The 17198-nt window shown below is 63.1% G+C and carries 11 protein-coding genes and 1 pseudogene; 9 read left to right on the forward strand and 3 right to left on the reverse strand.

The window, feature by feature from the left end; translation table 11 throughout:
• The first annotated feature begins 48 nt into the window (after window positions 1-48).
• From ACRECS_RS26120 to ACRECS_RS26145, 6 genes are all read left to right on the forward strand, one after another.
• Window positions 49-1656 (forward strand): hypothetical protein, encoded by a 1608-nt coding sequence (locus ACRECS_RS26120; RefSeq protein WP_431585899.1) that lies wholly within the window; start codon window positions 49-51, stop codon window positions 1654-1656.
• 22 nt (window positions 1657-1678) lie between these two features.
• The gene (locus tag ACRECS_RS26125) at window positions 1679-3184 is read left to right on the forward strand and encodes a hypothetical protein (protein WP_431585900.1); all 1506 of its coding nucleotides are present in this window, start codon (window positions 1679-1681) and stop codon (window positions 3182-3184) included.
• A 54-nt stretch (window positions 3185-3238) separates the two neighbouring features.
• Window positions 3239-4198 carry a hypothetical protein gene (locus ACRECS_RS26130; RefSeq protein WP_431585901.1) on the forward strand — a complete coding sequence of 320 codons (960 nt, stop codon included), beginning with the start codon at window positions 3239-3241 and terminating at the stop codon, window positions 4196-4198.
• 147 nt (window positions 4199-4345) lie between these two features.
• Complete coding sequence (locus ACRECS_RS26135) at window positions 4346-4576, forward strand: hypothetical protein (RefSeq protein WP_431585902.1); 231 nt, start codon at window positions 4346-4348, stop codon at window positions 4574-4576.
• Window positions 4576-5052, forward strand: a complete 477-nt coding sequence (locus ACRECS_RS26140) for a hypothetical protein (RefSeq protein ID WP_431585903.1) — start codon at window positions 4576-4578, stop codon at window positions 5050-5052. The genes ACRECS_RS26135 and ACRECS_RS26140 overlap by 1 nt, the downstream gene beginning before the upstream one ends.
• Before the next feature lie 8 nt (window positions 5053-5060).
• Complete coding sequence (locus ACRECS_RS26145) at window positions 5061-6824, forward strand: hypothetical protein (RefSeq protein ID WP_431585904.1); 1764 nt, start codon at window positions 5061-5063, stop codon at window positions 6822-6824.
• 126 nt (window positions 6825-6950) lie between these two features.
• Here the strand turns inward: ACRECS_RS26145 and ACRECS_RS26150 are convergent, their stop codons facing one another.
• Complete coding sequence (locus tag ACRECS_RS26150; protein WP_431585905.1) at window positions 6951-7700, reverse strand: FadR/GntR family transcriptional regulator; 750 nt, start codon at window positions 7698-7700, stop codon at window positions 6951-6953.
• A 162-nt stretch (window positions 7701-7862) separates the two neighbouring features.
• On the opposite strand from ACRECS_RS26150, the gene ACRECS_RS26155 reads away from it, so the two are divergent.
• A complete protein-coding gene (locus ACRECS_RS26155) occupies window positions 7863-9758 on the forward strand; it encodes a glycoside hydrolase family 2 protein (RefSeq protein ID WP_431585906.1) in 1896 nt (631 codons plus the stop codon).
• Window positions 9759-9768: 10 nt separating this feature from the next.
• Here ACRECS_RS26155 and ACRECS_RS26160 read toward each other — a convergent pair whose 3' ends face one another.
• Together ACRECS_RS26160 and ACRECS_RS26165 are read right to left on the reverse strand one after the other, a co-directional pair.
• A complete protein-coding gene (locus ACRECS_RS26160) occupies window positions 9769-11187 on the reverse strand; it encodes an amino acid permease (protein WP_431585907.1) in 1419 nt (472 codons plus the stop codon).
• Window positions 11188-11656: 469 nt separating this feature from the next.
• Window positions 11657-12517, reverse strand: a complete 861-nt coding sequence (locus ACRECS_RS26165; RefSeq protein ID WP_431585908.1) for an alpha/beta fold hydrolase — start codon at window positions 12515-12517, stop codon at window positions 11657-11659.
• Window positions 12518-12724: 207 nt separating this feature from the next.
• Between ACRECS_RS26165 and ACRECS_RS26170 the strand changes: the two genes are divergently transcribed.
• Together ACRECS_RS26170 and ACRECS_RS26175 are read left to right on the forward strand one after the other, a co-directional pair.
• Window positions 12725-14266 (forward strand): Calx-beta domain-containing protein, encoded by a 1542-nt coding sequence (locus ACRECS_RS26170; RefSeq protein WP_431585909.1) that lies wholly within the window; start codon window positions 12725-12727, stop codon window positions 14264-14266.
• Between the two features lie 491 nt (window positions 14267-14757).
• Window positions 14758-17198, forward strand: a pseudogene (locus ACRECS_RS26175) (hypothetical protein); the annotation flags it as partial.

A 17198-nucleotide genomic window follows, 5' to 3' on the forward strand; every position in this document is an offset into this window, starting at 1 on the left:
ACCCTATGCCCAATACAGATCAGATAATCTTGTCTTAGGAGAACTACCATGGCCCTGCTCGAACCCAGCGTCCTTGCCAACACGATCATGAGCAAGCTCTACAATGTCCTGACCAATGGCGATGATACCGTGCCGCCATCGGCGGATAATTTCTTCAGCTGGTGTACGCCGGGCATTCCGGTCGAACCGAGCGACCTGGAATTTCTCTCTCAGGGCCTGACCGGCATCGTCAAGAAGACTGCGGTCGATGCGATGCAGCCGAGCGCGGCAGCCGCCACCGCCGCCGCGGGCGGCACCCCGCCGCCGCCAGCCGCGCCCCAGCTCACGCAGGAACAGATCAACGCGCTGATGGCGCAGGATACGATGCGCCTATACATGCAGGCCGAAAACCTATCGCGGCTGCTCGATTTCGTGCCCGATGTCGCCGCCGGCACCAACGGGCAGTTCGCGCGAATGTCCGTGCAAAACAACGACGGCACCCTGTCCGACGTCTATGACTACACCCTCCGGATGAGCCAGGTGATGAAGGTCGAGCTGCCGCCCGAGACGGTGGCGCAGATCGAGCGGCTCAACGGCCTGTTGAAAAAGACCGTCACGACCAAGGATATCATCACCGAGGAAGAGACCGAGACGACGGTCCCGAGCGACCTAGTCAACGCCTATTTCAGCAAGATGGCGGCCTATGACTCGGCCGCGCTGGAATATAATGCGCGCCGGATCGACGCCCTGACCGCGACGGACGCGCGGGCTGTTCATGACTGGGCGATCAACGCCAATATCTATCGCAACAAGGTCCGCGCGGCGATGGCCGACTGGGAAACCGCCGGCCACAAGTTCGATTACGAGAAGATCGCAGCCTTTTTCGAACAGATCGGGCGCCGCGACATGGCGCTGCTCAAGCAGCAATATGTCGAAGATCTGGAGAAAGCACGCCTAACCTCTCCGGTTTCCGGCAGTGATTTCTTCTTTACCTCATTGGTTCCCGGTAGCTTCGCGACATCGAACGGCTGGACGCGGTTCGGCTTTTCGGCCGGCGATTTTTCCAGCCATTCGGATTCGAGTTTCAAATGGTCGCGGTCGAGCGGCGGTGGCGGCTTCAGCTTCTTCGGCATCGGCGGCGGCGGATCGCACTCGGAATCGAGCGGTCACAGCGAATATCACGGCACGGTCGACAGCAGCCATGTCAATATGAGCTTCGAGATCGCGCAGATCCCGATTGCCCGCCCCTGGTTCCGGCCCGCCTTCCTGACCAGCCATTTCTGGCGCTTCGACCAGAATAACGTGGTGGTGAAGGGCGATCGCCTGTCGGACGGCGCCACGCCGCCCAACGGCAAGCTGCCGGCCTATGCCACCAGCGCGATCTTCGTGCGCAAGCTGTCGCTCAGCTTTGGCGAGAGTCATGAATTCACGGACTTTGTGAACAACGCCAAATCGCAATCGACCAGCGCCGGCGGCTTCTGCTCCTTCGGCCCCTTCTTCGCCGGCGGGAGCGGCTCGCACCGGTCCGGATCGGGCGACACGCAGCGCGATTACGGCTTCAAGTTCGAGAACAACACCATGTTCGTCGATGGGATGCAGCTGATCGGCTTCAAATGCCATGTACTGCCGACCAGCCCCGATCCTTCGTCCGAAATTCCCGCCAACGCCTGGATTTGAGGAAAGCGACGGGAGACGCACCATGGACGCGTTCGTACAGCTGGCGCTGATCGAGAAGGCGAAACGCGTGTTCGCCGCCGATGCGAGCGTGATGTTGAGCTTTCCGTTGCTGTCGCCGCTCGGGTTTACCGCGGCAGAACTGGCGGCGCTCACCGCGCCGGCGACACCGGCGGATTATGCCGCCGCCGCCGACTTCGCCCGGACGGTCAATTTCCTGCCCAGGGACATGGTGTTCACGGCATCCGAAAAGATGCTGTGGGATGTGTATCGCGACGTCCTCGCCCGGGCCGAGGTCGGGGCCAAGGTCGGGGCCAAGGTCGGGGCCAAGGTTGGGGACGTCGCGGCGGGGTCGGGCGACGGCCCGGCCGCGGCGGACATCTTGTACGAGACGGCGCCCGATGGCAGCCGGGCCGAGAGCGAGGCGCTGAAACGCTATCGGCAATATCGTGACGCATGGATCGTGGCGCGGGAAGATTATGCCGCGCACAAGCTGACCGGCGAGCTCAGCGAGGATCCCGCGACACGCCAGCACTGGGCCGATATCGAGGAGCCGGCGCTGCGCACCGCGCTCGATGCCGCGACCAGCGCCTGGGAGACATTAGGCGATCGTCCCGGGATCGAACAGGCGCTGCAGGCCGAGCGCGACGCAGCGTTCCGCGATCCGCGCCGGCGCTGGGCGGAATGGAATCAGGGCTTCAATCCCGACATCGACATGATCACCGAGGCGGGCGGCAGCCAGTACGCCCCCACCGGATTTTCACCGCGCAATTTCGCCGAACAGGATGGCTGGCTCACCTTCGATCTCGACGCGAGCGAAATGCGGTCGCTGGTCGATGCAGCGCCGGACGCGCTCAAGCATGTGCTGGATGACGATGGCGGCAGCGGCATTGAGCGCGTCTCGTTCGAATATCGCTCGGTCGCGCTGGTGCGGCCCTGGTTCCACCCCGATGTGCTGACCTCGCGCATCTGGCGCAGCAGCGATCCCGACCTGCTGCTGAGCGACGGTACCGATCCGCCGTCGGGCGAGTGCCCGGCCTATGCCACCGCCTGCGTGTTCGTGCGCAATGTCGAAGTGGTCGAACAGGGCACGAGCAGCGGCACATCGTTTCGCGATCTGCGCTTCACGCTCGACCCGGCGCGCCTCACGCTGCGCCGCGACCTGCGCGTTGATCCGGGGATCGCCGCGCGGATTGCCCGGCGCACGGTGCCGGTGGCCCCGGCGCCGAGCGCCGAGGCACCGACGGCGTTCCGGGCGCTGCAGCGCAACAGCTTCGCATTGGCGATCACGCCGAGAGTTGCCGCGCCAATCGCCAGCCCGTTGATCGCCCGGCGCGCGACGCGGATCGACGCGCATGCGCTGGTCAGCGCCGGCATCCGGCTGCGGCCGGAAATATTCGGCACGGCGTCTCCGGCGCCGCCCCCTCCGCCGCCCCCGCCGCCCGAGCGGGACGAGATCTCGATCCTCGCCTTCATCTGCAAGCGGCTGCCCAAGGCGCCGGATCCGGCGCCCGATCTGACCTGGATCTGATCACTCCCCACCCTCCAACCAACCCCAAGACCAATCAAGGAAAGGAAACCTGCAATGCCTGACAATGAAACAATCCCGAGCAAGACCGATACCGGCTGGTTCACCGATGGTGAGGAGCTCGGCGCGTTCATGGACGACCAGCGGATCGCCGATACCCGGATGTCCAGCTCGTTCGACGACGCCCAGGCGATCATCGCCGAATTTGCGGCGTCGGAAGAGTCCGGCGCCTGGGCCTCACTCGACCGCGCGACGGTGGCCGAGCGGCTCACCTCGCTGATCGCGCCGGCAAGCGGCGGCGATGTCGGTACCGGCTATCGCAGCCTGTCGCAGGCGGGACTCAATCTGTGCGGCCCGGCGGCGCTGCTGGTCATGGCCATGGGTCGTGATCCCGTCGCTGTCGCGCGCTATGCGACCGAGCTGTTCAACACCGGCACCGGGTCGATCGGCAATTTCACGGTCAGTGCCAGCGAGGAATTGCTCGCCGCCAGTTTCGACGACCTGTCGTCGCGCGGCAGCATCGCGTCCCAGGCCGAATGGATGATGCTGAGCGCGATCCGCAACGCGACCGAGGCATTCTGGCAACCGGAATGGACCGGCGACCCGGATCAGGAACTTGCCGGCATGACTCGCCCGGAGGAGCTGGCGGACTGGATGCGGCAGACCGGCATCTGGTCGAGCGTCACCGACAATGGCCGCTGGGCGTCCAACCCCGGCATTCCCGACGCGACCTCGATCGGCATGTTCGAGGGCAGCGACACCGCCGTGCTGATCCATATCAACTTGATCAAGGAAAGCACGATCGCCGATTCCGACGCTGCGCCCAAGGAGCAGAGCTGGTCGGCGCTGCAATATTTTCCCAATCACTGGGTCGTCCTGCTGAGCGAGGTGACCCCGCAGATCGACGATAATTCGCTCGTCTATACGGTCTGGACCTGGGGCGGCCGCCTGCGGCTGCGCACGCCGCAACAGGTGTTCATCGACAATTATTTCGGCACGGTCTCGGCTTCATTGTGAAGCCGGGATCATCGCCTGTTCCAGGAAGGAATCACTGCGATGACGATCATTCACCAACTGACACTCCCTTCGAAGCTTCAGGCCGATTCTTTCGAGGAGTTTGCGCGACAGCGCTATTTGCCGGCCCTTATGCAGGGAGCGACCCGAATGGGCCAATGGGATTCCGTGCGCTTGCTGCGTCGAAGGCGAGAACATGAAGACGATCCGGTCAATCTCGATTGGCAATTCCTGTTGCTGGTCGAATGGAACGGGGTGCCGATCGACCTCCCGCGCATGGATGACCCTGCGGTCCAGTCCCTGTTCGATGCCTATGCGCCCGACATCGTCCGGCTGGGCGGTTTCGACACGGCCGCAACACTGATCAACGAGGCCGGGTGATGTCCATTGCAACCATCCAGACGATCCGCTGTATCCGTTCGGCCAGCGGGATCGATTCGGGCGTGTTCGACGCGCTCGCCACTTTGCCGACGGTCGTCGCGCCCGCCGAGATCGATGCGCTGGTCAGTGCGGTGCACGCGCTGCCCGGCGTGGTCGAAGCGATCGACGATGCGCGTGACGATCCCGACAATTTCTACATCACCACGGGGACGGCGCCCGGACGCGAGCAGGCGCTCTGGCCTCCGGTTGGTCAGGACGTCGATATGCGGCCCGACCAGTCGGTGGCGCCCGGCGTCACGATCGAATTCGAGACGACGCAGAACCTGTCGCTGTGGGATTTCGACTCGGTTTCGCGTGACGATCACCTCGGCTCGATCATGATCGACGCCGCCGAACAGGGACAAGGTGAAGTCGGGCGGCTGGCAAGCTCGCAAGTCGAAGGCTCGCTCTATTACATCATCTACAGCGTCGATTGAGCGCCGCCATGCCGGATCAGCTCGACTCCTATCGCTTGCTCAACCGCCTCGAACTGGCGCCGAGCTTCACCTCGCTCGGGCTGCAGATGGATCTGTTCCGCGACGGCGGCGATGCCGATGCGGGCAGCTTCGACGCCGCGATGAGCGGACCCGATGATATCCTCTGGCTGTTCCGCGGCGAGGATTTCCTCGGCTACGACCTGCGCCAGAACCGCATCACTCATCCGCTTGCGCCGATCGCGAGCGGATGGGCGACGGGCAGCCTGCCTGGCGCCTTCAAGCTCGGCGTCGATTCGGCGTTATGGGCCGGGCCGGGCTTTCCCGGCATCGCCTATCTGTTCCGCGGATCGGAATTCCTGCGGCTCGATTGCGGCGCCCACCCGACCGATCCCGGGCAGTGGCCGGTCACGCTGGATCCGTTTCCGACCGCTGACGAATGGCTGCGCGAGCCGAGCACTGACGGCGTGCCGCGCCGCGGGCCGGATCTCGGCGCCAGCACCAAGCTTTACGGCGTCAGGGAGGACGCCAACCGGGTCCATTTCTTCACCCGTGACGGCCGTTATGCGCGCCATGATCTCAACACCGGCGAATATGATATCGCCCCGGTCGCGACCGTCTCGCGCTTCCCGCTGCCCGACCATTTCGGCGGCCGCGTCGACCTGGCCTTTTACGGCGCCGGCGCCGAGGCGGAGCATATCTTCTTCTGCCGCCACGACTATGCGGAGTTCGATGTCCGGCGTGGCGCCATCATCCGCTCGGGCGCGATCGAGCAGCGCTTCGCCGGTCTCGCCGGGTTGCTGGCCCGGCCGCAACTCTTCCTGGTCGAGGATTATGCGCTCGATACCTATGTCGGCCCGCTCGCGCTGGGGCGGCTGGTCAGCACGCTGCAGGTCCCGCCGCAAAGCCGGCGCACCAGCGTGGTGGTGACGAAAGTGGTGGTCCCGGCCGCCGTCGCGCTTCAGCAAAACCTCATCGAACGGCAGTCACAGGCATCGATCGCGGATTTCTACGCCCGCGTGGCGGCAAGCCCGCCACCCGAGAGCCGGATCGGCGACGACGCATCCGCGGCACTTTGGGGCGGCGAAGTGAATGCGCTTGACGGCGACGGGCTCGATACCGGGCGCGACGCCCTGATCCAGGCCGCGTTCGCCGCCATCTCGGATCAGGCGCGGCAATCCTCGCATCAGATCGAGCAGCAGCTGGTCGACGTATCGGCCGCGGATACGGTCTCCGGCGAGGTGCTGAACCGGGAGACGTTCGAGCTGGCCAATAGCAGCGACAGCACGCGCCAGATCGAGTTCATGGAGCTGATGCAGAGCTATGTGACGCTGATGCTGCTCAAGAATGTCCGGCTTGCCTATACCAATGGCCGCGATCGCCCCACTCAGTTCGCGTTGCGCGAGATCGATGCACGCCTTCCCGATCTGCTGGTCGATCCAGCCATGGCGGAACCCGTCATCGCCTATCTCAAACAGCAGCTCTCCCGCATTCAGGACTCCTCGGGCGACATGCGCAGCGTTCTCGTCTCGGACGAGCGGCTCGATATCGACGCACGGACCAGGACGGGTTGGGTGTTCGATGACCTGAACCCGCCGCAAACGCTGGAAATATCCGGCATCGTCAAGGCAGCGCGCACTTGGCGTCAGCCGACCTATCAGACCCGCGCGATCGACATCTCGCAAGATCGAAGCGATGCCGGGCAGGCGGGGATCAGCCGCGTGGCGGTCGCCGCCCTGCCCGAGATCGCGCGTGTCATGGAGACACCGGCATAGCGAGAGTCGTTTTCCGCTGAGCTGAATCGGCGCCAGCCCGCTCCCCACGCGGCCACCCGGCGACAGCGTTATTCTGTGGGTGGCCGGGTGGGGGAGCGGGCTGGTGCCGTCTTACCGAAACCGACGCTAGCCGCCGGCCATGTACCGTTGGCGCTGCGCATCCAGGCGTACTTTTGCCTGTTCGAGCTCATGGACCTCAGTCGCCTGCAGCAGCGATTCGAGCACCCGCGACAAATGCGAGATCATTGCTTTTCGCGCGCGGGCCGGATCGCGGGAGCGCAACGCCTCGATGATCAGCCGATGCTCCTCGATCACCGGCGTCACGCCGGCAAGATGGGCCTTGTCGCTGAGCAGGCGATATTGCGGCGAGCGCGCACGCGCGTCCCACAGCATCTCGACCGCCATATACATTGCGCTGTTGCCGGTGGCGCGGGCAATGGCGAGGTGAAACCGCCGGTCGGCATCCTCGGACGCCATGATATCGCCCGGACTGCGGTTCATTTCGTCGACCAGCGCCTCGAGCTCGGCGAGTGGCTCGTCGCTGATCTGTGCGGCAGCCAGCGCACAGGCCTCGCCCTCGATCGCGCGCCGCGCCTCGAGCAGCTCGAAAGGCCCCATGTCAGCCTCGACCGACACCCCGCCGCGCGGGACTCGAGCGGTGACATAGACGCCCGACCCCATCCGCACTTCGACCAGGCCATCGACCTCAAGGGCGATAATGGCTTCGCGGATGGTCGGGCGCGACACCGAATAGGTTTGCGCAAGAAGGCGCTCCGGCGGCAGCCGCTGGCCGATCTCATAGGATCCATCGGTGATCCTGGCGGCCAGGTCGGTCGAGACGCGCTCATAGAGTCGGTTGCTGTCGCCTCTGGCCATGGCTTGGCTATTATCCGCAGCGACGATGTCCGACAAGCACTCCGTCACAGGCCTTACCAAAAGGCGAGAAACTCTTGCGATTGGTCAAGCCAATAGCTAAGCGATGGCCCATAAAGGATGGCCGGTCGCGCCATGCCGCCTGTCGATATGGGGAGGACCGAAATGGCCAGATGGCATTTGTCGATCATCGCGATTCTGTCCGCCATCGGCCTGTCGCTCAGTGCGGCAGGACAAGTCCCGTCCCGCGACGCAAGCGCGGCACCCTCTTCGCCGACGCCGCTGCTGGTCGCTGCCGACCTGCGGCCCGGCACCGACCTTTCCGGTCCCTGGCATTATTCGGTCGATCCCTATCGCGCCGGCCTGGCCGGCTTTCATGGCGGCGCGCCCAACGCGAGCGAGGCCCGCTGGGCGGACATCGATGTCGGCGCCACGATGCGCAAGGGCGACGGCGCGATGTTCGAATTCGACATGGATTCGGCGCCGATCACCACCTTGCCGGCGAGCTGGCTGACCCATGCCGCGGAGATGCGCTATTATCAGGGGCTGGTCTGGTATCAGCGCCACTTCCAGGCGACGCGCCCCGCCGGCAAACGCGTCTTTCTCCGGCTCGGCGCGGCCAACTACAAGACCCGCGTCTATCTGAACGGCACGCCGCTCGGCGAGCATGAGGGGGGTTTCACGCCCTTCGCATTCGAGGTCACCAAATTGCTCCGCGACGGCGACAATCAGGTCACCATCGGCGTGGATTCGGCGGTCAGCGACACCAGCGTGCCGCCGCCGGTCACCGATTGGGAGAATTATGGCGGCATCACCCGCTCGATCCGGCTGATCGAAACACCGAATACCTATGTCGACGATGCCTGGGTGCGGCTGACACGCAGCGGGACGCTGGCGATCGATGCGCATCTGGATGGACCAAAGGCTGCGGGACAGCCGGTCCGGCTGGTCATTCCCGCGCTTGGCGTCAGCCAGGCGGGAACGACCGACGCCAACGGCAATTGGCGCACGACCATTGCGGCGCCCCGCGCGCTGGAACGCTGGTCGCCCGAGCGGCCCAGGCTCTACGATGTCGCGATCGAAGCGGGCGATGACCGGTGGCGCGACCAGGTCGGGTTTCGCACGATCGAAACCCGGGGTTCCGAGATCCTGCTCAACGGCCGGCCGATCTTCCTGCGTGGCATCAGCCTGCATGAAGAGGAGCTGGGCGTGTCGCCGGCCCGGGTCATCACCCCGGCGGCCGCGCGTGCGCTGTTGAGCGAGGCGAAGCAGGCGCTGCACGCCAATTTCGTCCGGCTGGCGCATTACCCGCATGACGAAACCATGGTCCGCGCCGCCGACGCGCTCGGCTTGCTGGTGTGGAGCGAAGTGCCGGTCTATTGGCGGATCTCGTGGGCCAACCCCGATACGCTGGCGACCGCACGCCGGATGATTGCCGAGAATATTCTCCGCGACCGCAACCGTGCATCGATCGCGATCTGGAGCATCGCCAACGAAACGCCGATCACCGATGCGCGCAACATTTTCCTGAACACCCTGGCCGCGGACGTCAGGCGGCTCGACGACACCAGGCTGGTCGGCGCAGCGCTGCTGACCGAGCGGTCGGCCGCGAGCGGCCATCCGGTCATGACGATGAGCGACCCGCTCGCCGCCCAGCTCGATGTGATGGGCATCAACACCTATAATGGCTGGTATGGCGACGACCGGCTGGCCGATGTGCCGGCAATCGAATGGCGCGTGCCGACCGACAAGCCGCTGATCTTCTCGGAGTTCGGCGCCGACGCAAAGGCCGGATTCCACGATCCGCGCGCGATGCCGCAGAAATTCTCCGAGGAATATCAGGCCGACTATTACCGGCAGACCCTGGCGATGGCGGCGAAGATCCCGACCTTGCGCGGCCTGTCGCCCTGGATCCTCAAGGATTTCCGCTCGCCGCGCCGCCAGAACGCCTTTCAGCAGGGCTGGAACCGCAAGGGGCTCATTTCCGAGACCGGACAGCACAAGCTCGCCTTCGACGTCCTGGCCGCCTTTTATCGCGAGCGCGAGGAAGGCCACCGGTAAAGGACGCCGCTCAAGGCGCGGCCTTGTTGCGGCCGAGCGCGCTCTTGCGCTGGCCGTACAGCGCGTAGATCGCAAGGCCGATCGCGTTCCAGACCAGGCACCAGAGCAGCGTCTTCGCGGGCAGGCTGAGGAACAGATAGAGGCAGCCGCCGATTGCGCCCAGGCCGACGACCAGGGCGGCGGGAACACGGAACGGGCGCGGCAGATCGGGCGCGCTGCGGCGCAGGACGATCAGGCACAGGCCGACCGCGATGAAGGCGATCAGCGTGCCGGCATTGGCGAGCGCGGCAATCTCCCCGATCGGCAGCAGCCCGGCCAGGATCGCCACCAGCACCGCGGTCATCAGCGTGATCCGCGTCGGGGTGCCGCGCCGCGAAATGCGCGCCAGCCCCTGGGGCAGGAAGCCGTCGCGCGCCATGGCGAGAAAGATGCGGCTCTGGCCATAGAGAAAGGCAAGCAGCACGGTCGGCAGGGCAATCACCGCCGCCGTCGCCACGACACGCGCCACGCCGCCCTGGTTCAGCGAGCGCAGGATCAGCGCCAGCGGCTCCGGGCTGCCGGCAAAGCGCGTGAACGGCACCGCGCCGACCGCCGCCGCCGCGACCAGCAGATAGATCAGCGTGCACACGACCATCGAGCCGATGATGCCGATCGCCAGGTCGCGCTCCGGCCGCTTCGTTTCCTCCGCCGCGGTTGAAATCGCATCGAAGCCGTAAAAGGCGAAGAAGACGATCGCCGCCGCGGCCATGACGCCGCGAGGCACGCCGTCGGCGCTGGCGCTGGCGCTGGAGACGAAACCATAGGGCATGAACGGCTGGAGGTTCGCCGCGTCGAAATGCGGCAGCGCATAAGCGACGAACAGCGACAGCGTCGCGATCTTCACCAGCACCAGCACGGTGTTGACGCGCGCGCTTTCGCGCGTGCCGAGCAGCAACAGGCCAGTGACCACGGCAATGATGAAGACCGCCGGCAGATTGATGATCCCGCCCAGCTCCGGGCCCTGGGTCAACACGGCCGGAAAGCCGATGCCGATGAGCAAGGGCGAGGCATAGCCCGACCAGCCGACCGCCACGGTCGACACCACCAGCGAATATTCGAGGATCAGGCTCCAGCCCACCACCCAGGCGATCGCTTCGCCCAGTGCGGCATAGGAATAGCTATAGGCACTGCCCGCCGCCGGCATCATCGCGGCGAGTTCGGCATAGGCCAGCGCCGCGCAGGCACAGACCGCGCCGGCAATGGCGAAGGACAGCAGCACCGCCGGCCCCGCCCGGTCCGCGCCGACACCGATCAGCGTCAGAATACCGGTGCCGACGATCGCGCCGACGCCCAGCGCGACCAGATGCGGCCAGGACAGTGTGGGCGGCAACGCGTCCCGGTGACGTTCCCCCGCGGGGGTGATCGGCTTGCGTCGTGTCCAGCTGTTCAACTCTGCCCTCCAATGGAATTGCCGCCGATCCCGTTACAGCGGCGCGCACGACACGATGACGCAAGGCAACCGGAATTGCCAATCGAATGATCCGGACCGACGCGACCGACGGCGCTATGCAGCATCACCCGCCGCCGATCGTCGCCATGATCTCGCATCGTTCATAACGCCATACGCGATCCCGTGTGACGGTTGAATCGCCGCCGGCGATGGGCCGTGGGAACAGGGTCAAAAGACCGGGCTGACGTGACGGCGGCGGGAGATATGGGACACCGAACGTTCCATATCTTTTCGCCATTGCCGCGATGAGTATCTTTGCATTATTCATTGTATATCAGATACTTAATAAGATATGATTGATCTCTGCCCCGGGGCGCGGGGATCGGCGGCCGCGCAGGGCTCCGGTGGTCGCCTCCCATCGGAGATCGGGCACCGGGGCCACCGTCCGCATCGATCCGGACGCCCGGATTCAGCTCAACGGCGAAAGCGGGCGTCCGTCCGGTCCCAGGGAGCGGATAAAATCATTGACCATGTCCGCCACCTCTTCGGGGCATTCCAGGCCGGCCAGATGAGCGGCATGCGGCATTTCCAGAAAGACCGCGTTCGGAATGGCGTCGGCCATGGCGCGGGTTTCGGCGACCGGGAAAGTCCGGTCCTCGCGGCCCGCCACCACCAGCACGGGCGTCCGGATGGTGGCGAACAACGCGCGCTGGTCGGGCCGCCGGGGCACAACGCTTTCCACCGCCCAGCGCACCGAGTTCATATCGACCCGAGCAAGTGCTGCACGCACCGCCGCCACCACCGCCGGCCGCTCGCGCAGTGTCGTCGGCCCGAGAAAGGCGGCGACCGCACTCGATCGCAACGGACCGCGGATGCCGCCAAGCGCCCGGCCGGCCAGGTTCATAAAGCGGTATTCGACCCGCTGGCGGGCGGAGCAAGGCGACGCCGTGCCGTTCATGAGCACCGCGGCCCCGATGCGTTCGGGATGGCGCGCGGCAAAGGTGCCGCCGATCATCGCGCCCCAGGAATTGCCGACATAATGCGCGCGGTCGATCCCCAGCACATCGAGCACGTCCCCGATGCAATCCGCACAGGTCGGGAAATCGAACGGCGCGCCGAGCGGCGAACTGCCGCCCTGGCCCGGCGGATCGACCAGGATGACCCGGTAGCGCGGGAGGAGCCTGGCGACGACCCCGTCCCACATCGATCCGTCCATCAACAGGCTCGGCCAGAACAGGATCGGCGTCCCTTCCCCGCCAACCCGCACGCGCAACGCCCCGAGCGCGGTCGGCGCGATCACGTCCTGCACGGCACCGACAGACAATTCCATGACTAAGCACCTTTGGATCGATCGCTGTTGCGAAACGATATCCTCGGCAAGGGCGTCGGGCCAGAGTTTGATCGGGCTGCCATCGGCGTAACCTCTGGTCGCGATTCTGCTTCTTGACAAAGATGTCAATATGACAGCTTCTCTGCGAGAAGCCGGAAAAAATTTCCGCGCTGTATTGGGGGGCGCCGAATGGTGAAGAACGCCGTCATGGCTCTGTTTGCGAGCTGCGCCACGATGTCGTTCGCTGGCGTCGCAGTCGCCGATGAGAGGGTGGTTTACACCTATGACGAGCTTGGGCGGCTCAAAACGTCTTCGACGACCGGAACGGTCAATGATGGCCTGCAAATGTCGACGACATTCGACCCGGCGGGCAATCGGACAAACTATACCGTAAGCGGTGCGGTGCTGCCGGCGATCTCGATCGCGGATGCCCCGACCGTCACAGAAGGCAGTGATCTCGTTTTCACGGTGACTCGTTCGGGGCCAATCACGGCTGCGGTCAGCGCCAGCTGGACCACCGTTGCCGGTACGGCGGCGGCAGGGAGCGATTTCACGGCGGTAAGCGGAACGGTGAGCTTCGCCATTGGCGAAGTGTCGAAGACGATCAGGGTCACGACAATCAACGACACTATGGTTGAATCGGCAGAGGCGATGACGGTCACGCTGTCGGCACCGACCGGCGGCGCAACGCTGGGAACGGCGACGGCGACAGGCACGATCAACGATAATGATGTTGCCGGACCGCCGCCGTCGTTTGCGGTCAGCAATGCAGCCGGGGTCGCGGAAGGCAACCCAATGATATTCACCGTCACCAAGACGGGCACGACGACCTCAAGCTATTCGGTAAATTACAGGACGTCGAACGGCACCGCGACGACCGGAATCGACTTTACCGACACGAGCGGCACGCTCACCTTCGCGCCGAACGAGACAAGTAGAACCGTCAGTGTTCCGACAATCGACGATACGGCGGTCGAATCCCCTGAATCAATATGGCTCACCCTATTAAGCCCTTCTGGCGGAGCAACTATTACTACCGCGAATGGCACGGGAAATATTCTCGATAATGATACCCCCGCCCCACCGTCATTTACGGTCGGTAACGCGATGGCGGTCACCGAAGGCGGGACGCTGGCGTTCACCGTCACCAAGACCGGTCCAGCGACAGCCTCTTATTCGGTCAATTACGCGACGGCCAGCGGCACTGCCACATCCGGCACCGACTTTACCGGAGTGTCGGGGACGTTGACGTTCCTTTCGGGCGAGGTGAGCAAGCCGATCCAGATTGTGACGATCGATGACGCAACGGTCGAATCTGCTGAAACAGTGCTGGTGAATTTGTCGGCACCGACCGGCGGCGCAACGCTGGGAACGGCGACGGCGACAGGCACGATCAACGATAATGATGTTGCCGGACCGCCGCCGTCGTTTGCGGTCAGAAATGCAGCCGGGGTCGCGGAAGGCAACCCAATGATATTCACCGTCACCAAGACGGGCACGACGACCTCAAGCTATTCGGTAAATTACAGGACGGCGAACGGCACAGCGACGACCGGAATCGACTTTACCGACACGAGCGGCACGCTCACCTTCGCGCCGAACGAGACAAGTAGAACCGTCAGTGTTTCGACAATCGACGATACGGCGGTCGAATCCCCTGAATCAATATGGCTTACCCTATTAAGCCCCTCTGGCGGAGCCACTATTACTACCGCGAATGGCACGGGAAATATTCTCAATAACGATTGAGATTGCATCCAGGTATGTAAATTTCGTTGACGAAAGATAAGGCTAATACCATTCATTTAATATGAAAATACCCTTACGATAAGAGGGAATTATATTGTAGTGAGAATTGTGTTATTGGAATATTTAATAACACTGATCCGTTCCGAAGTTAATTTTCGTCATTATATCGCCAATCATTTTGGTAGGCTGGCCAATCATAATTGGTAAGGCTCGCAGTGAGATCTGTCACCATAGGGGGAAATATGCGCCACCAATTCAAGGTTGTGCTGCTTGCCGTTAGCGCTATTATTGCGACTCCGACATGGGGACGGACGGGACCTTCAATTGCTGAGGCTGAAAAAGCGTCCAGCGAAGAGCGGCGAGATGTCGCATCGATTTACGCAGACGACGAAACCCCGAATAGAGATGGAGACGTTACCGAACGCCCCCAAAAGGAACGATCAAGTTTCGCGCAAGTCGTCGCACCCTCCCGGGGGACCGGGCCGTGGACCATGCCTGACCTGTCGTCTTCAGCACAGTTTGCAGCGCTGCGCAGGGAAGCGCCTCCACAAAATGAGGCGAGCGGGCCGAAGGAGAGCGATGGACAGGCGCGGGCATCGAGCGCGGCTTCTCCATCCGCGGCACCGGGAGACGACGGTGAGGATCGCTATTTTCCCGTCGGGATGATCAGAAGCGGCCTGGTGGACGGGAATGGCGTGGATCACGCCTCGGGGCGGCATGCCTGGTCACAAATGGATCTTTCGATCGGCCCAAAGGATGGCGGCGGCCTCTCCAATATCGTTCAATATGCGGTGGGGGAGGATTCGACCTCCCGACCGCAGATCGACATTCCGACACTGTATTTGCGATACAAGACCTATATAGCCGAACCATTGCTGGCAAGAGTTTCCTATGGATCTTACAAGAATGATTTCAGGCCGCAAAATGGATTAAACGCCCCTTGGGTGCCGGATGAGAAAGACGGCGCTTCCTTTGAAGGTAGAGAGGTATTGTTAAACGGCGTAACAACGTCCGAATACATATATACGACCAGGGATGGGACAAAAATAATATTCGGCAATATGTCAAATGGTCGTCTATTGGAAATTATAGGGGAGTATGATTATAGAGAACAGAAAATACCTGACAGAATTGAAAGCCCCAATGGAGAAATAATAAAATACATAAAAAGTTACAATTCAGCTGGCGGTTCGATAGTTCCTCATGTGAAGTTCATCGAGAGCAATACCGGATACCAATTTTTCCTCCAATATCACGCGGAAGGGTTCACAGGAAATTTAAACCAGGAAGGGTATAAAAGATTCAGAGCCGTCGCGCGTATCGATGCCATGAACAATGTCATTGACCAGTGTAGCGATGTAACTGTTTCTTGTAATAATTTTTCCAAGAGTTGGCCGTATAGCTCTTACGGCTATCCGGCACACGACAATGATGGTGATACCACGCAAGTCAACGATTCCGCTCTTGTCGGCACGAAATTCAGGGAACATCATCTCAACATCACCGATCCGGACATTCCCGGTTCGTGGAACCCCCGAACCGGATTGAGCATCTGGTATCATGGAAACAACGGCTCCAGACCCGATATTTTCATGCGGGCCGTAGCGGACATCGGCGTGCCTGGCGGCACTCAGGGCACCACCGTTGCCCAGATGGAAAATCAGGGGGTGATGACCGACTATATATGGTACACCTCAATACAGGACGGTAGTGAAGGCGGCATAGCCGGTGTAAAATGGATTGGTGAAAGCAGAAACCCGAACAGGCCCGGCGAATATGTGACGACGATCGTCAATCGCGGAGATGGCTTCGCGCCGCGCAAGCTCGAGCTTGTGAACGTGTCCGGGCAAAAAACCTATTATAAATATGACAGCGCCTGGCGGCTGGTGAAGACGATTTATCCGGAAGGGAACAGCGTTACCAACACGCTTGATGCGCGCGGCAATATTCTGCGCATCACGGCGACGCCCAAGCCCGGCAGCGGCCTGGCCGAGATCGCGACGATGACGGCTGATTATCCACTGGCCTGCGACAACCCCAGGACCTGCAACAAGCCGGTATGGGTGCGCGACGCCAAGGGCAACCAGACTGACTATACGTACGACCCTCGCCATGGCGGGATATTGACCGAAACCCGCCCGGCCGACGCCGCTGGCATCCGGCCGCAGACGCGCTACAGCTATGCCGAGCTCTACGCCTGGTACAAGAATGCGAGCGGGCAGATCGCGCGGGCACCGACGCCGATCTGGAAACTGACCGAAGTCGCGACGTGCCGGACGCAGGCGTCGTGCGCCGGCGATGAGGTGAAGACGATCACCGCCTATCAGCAAGGCTCGTCCGGGGTTGGCTCCAACCTGTTGCCGGTCACGGTGACGAGGCTGGCCGGCGCGGTCAGCGCGACGACCACGACTGGCTATGACGATATCGGCAATGTCGTCGCGGTCGATGGCCCGCTATCGGGACCGGTCGATACGATGCGCTATCGCTATGACAGCGGACGCAGGCTGGTCGGCACGATCCAGCCCGACCTTGATGGCAGTGGCCCGAAACCCGCAATCGCCGAGCGGCGGGGGTTCAACGCGCTCGCACTGCCCGGCACCGTGGAAAAGGGCAATGTCGCCGGCGTTACGGATGCCGACTGGGCGGGGTTCGTCGCGAACGAGACGCTGACCATCGGCTATGACCAGAATCGCCGCAAAGCGGTAGCGACGACCTTAGCGGGCGGTGTGCCCTATGCGCTGACGCAATATAGCTACGACAGCGCCGGGCGGCCGGAATGCACGGCTCAGCGCATGAACCCGGCGGGCTTCTCCGCTCTCCCCGCTTCGGCGTGCACCCTGGGCGCGACGGGAGGGAATGGCGCGGATCGCATTACCCGCAACAGCTATGATCTGTCTGGACGGTTGATCCAGGTGCAGAAGGCTTACGGGAT

This window comes from Sphingomonas sp. (genome assembly GCF_050725575.1).
GTDB lineage: Bacteria > Pseudomonadota > Alphaproteobacteria > Sphingomonadales > Sphingomonadaceae > Sphingomonas.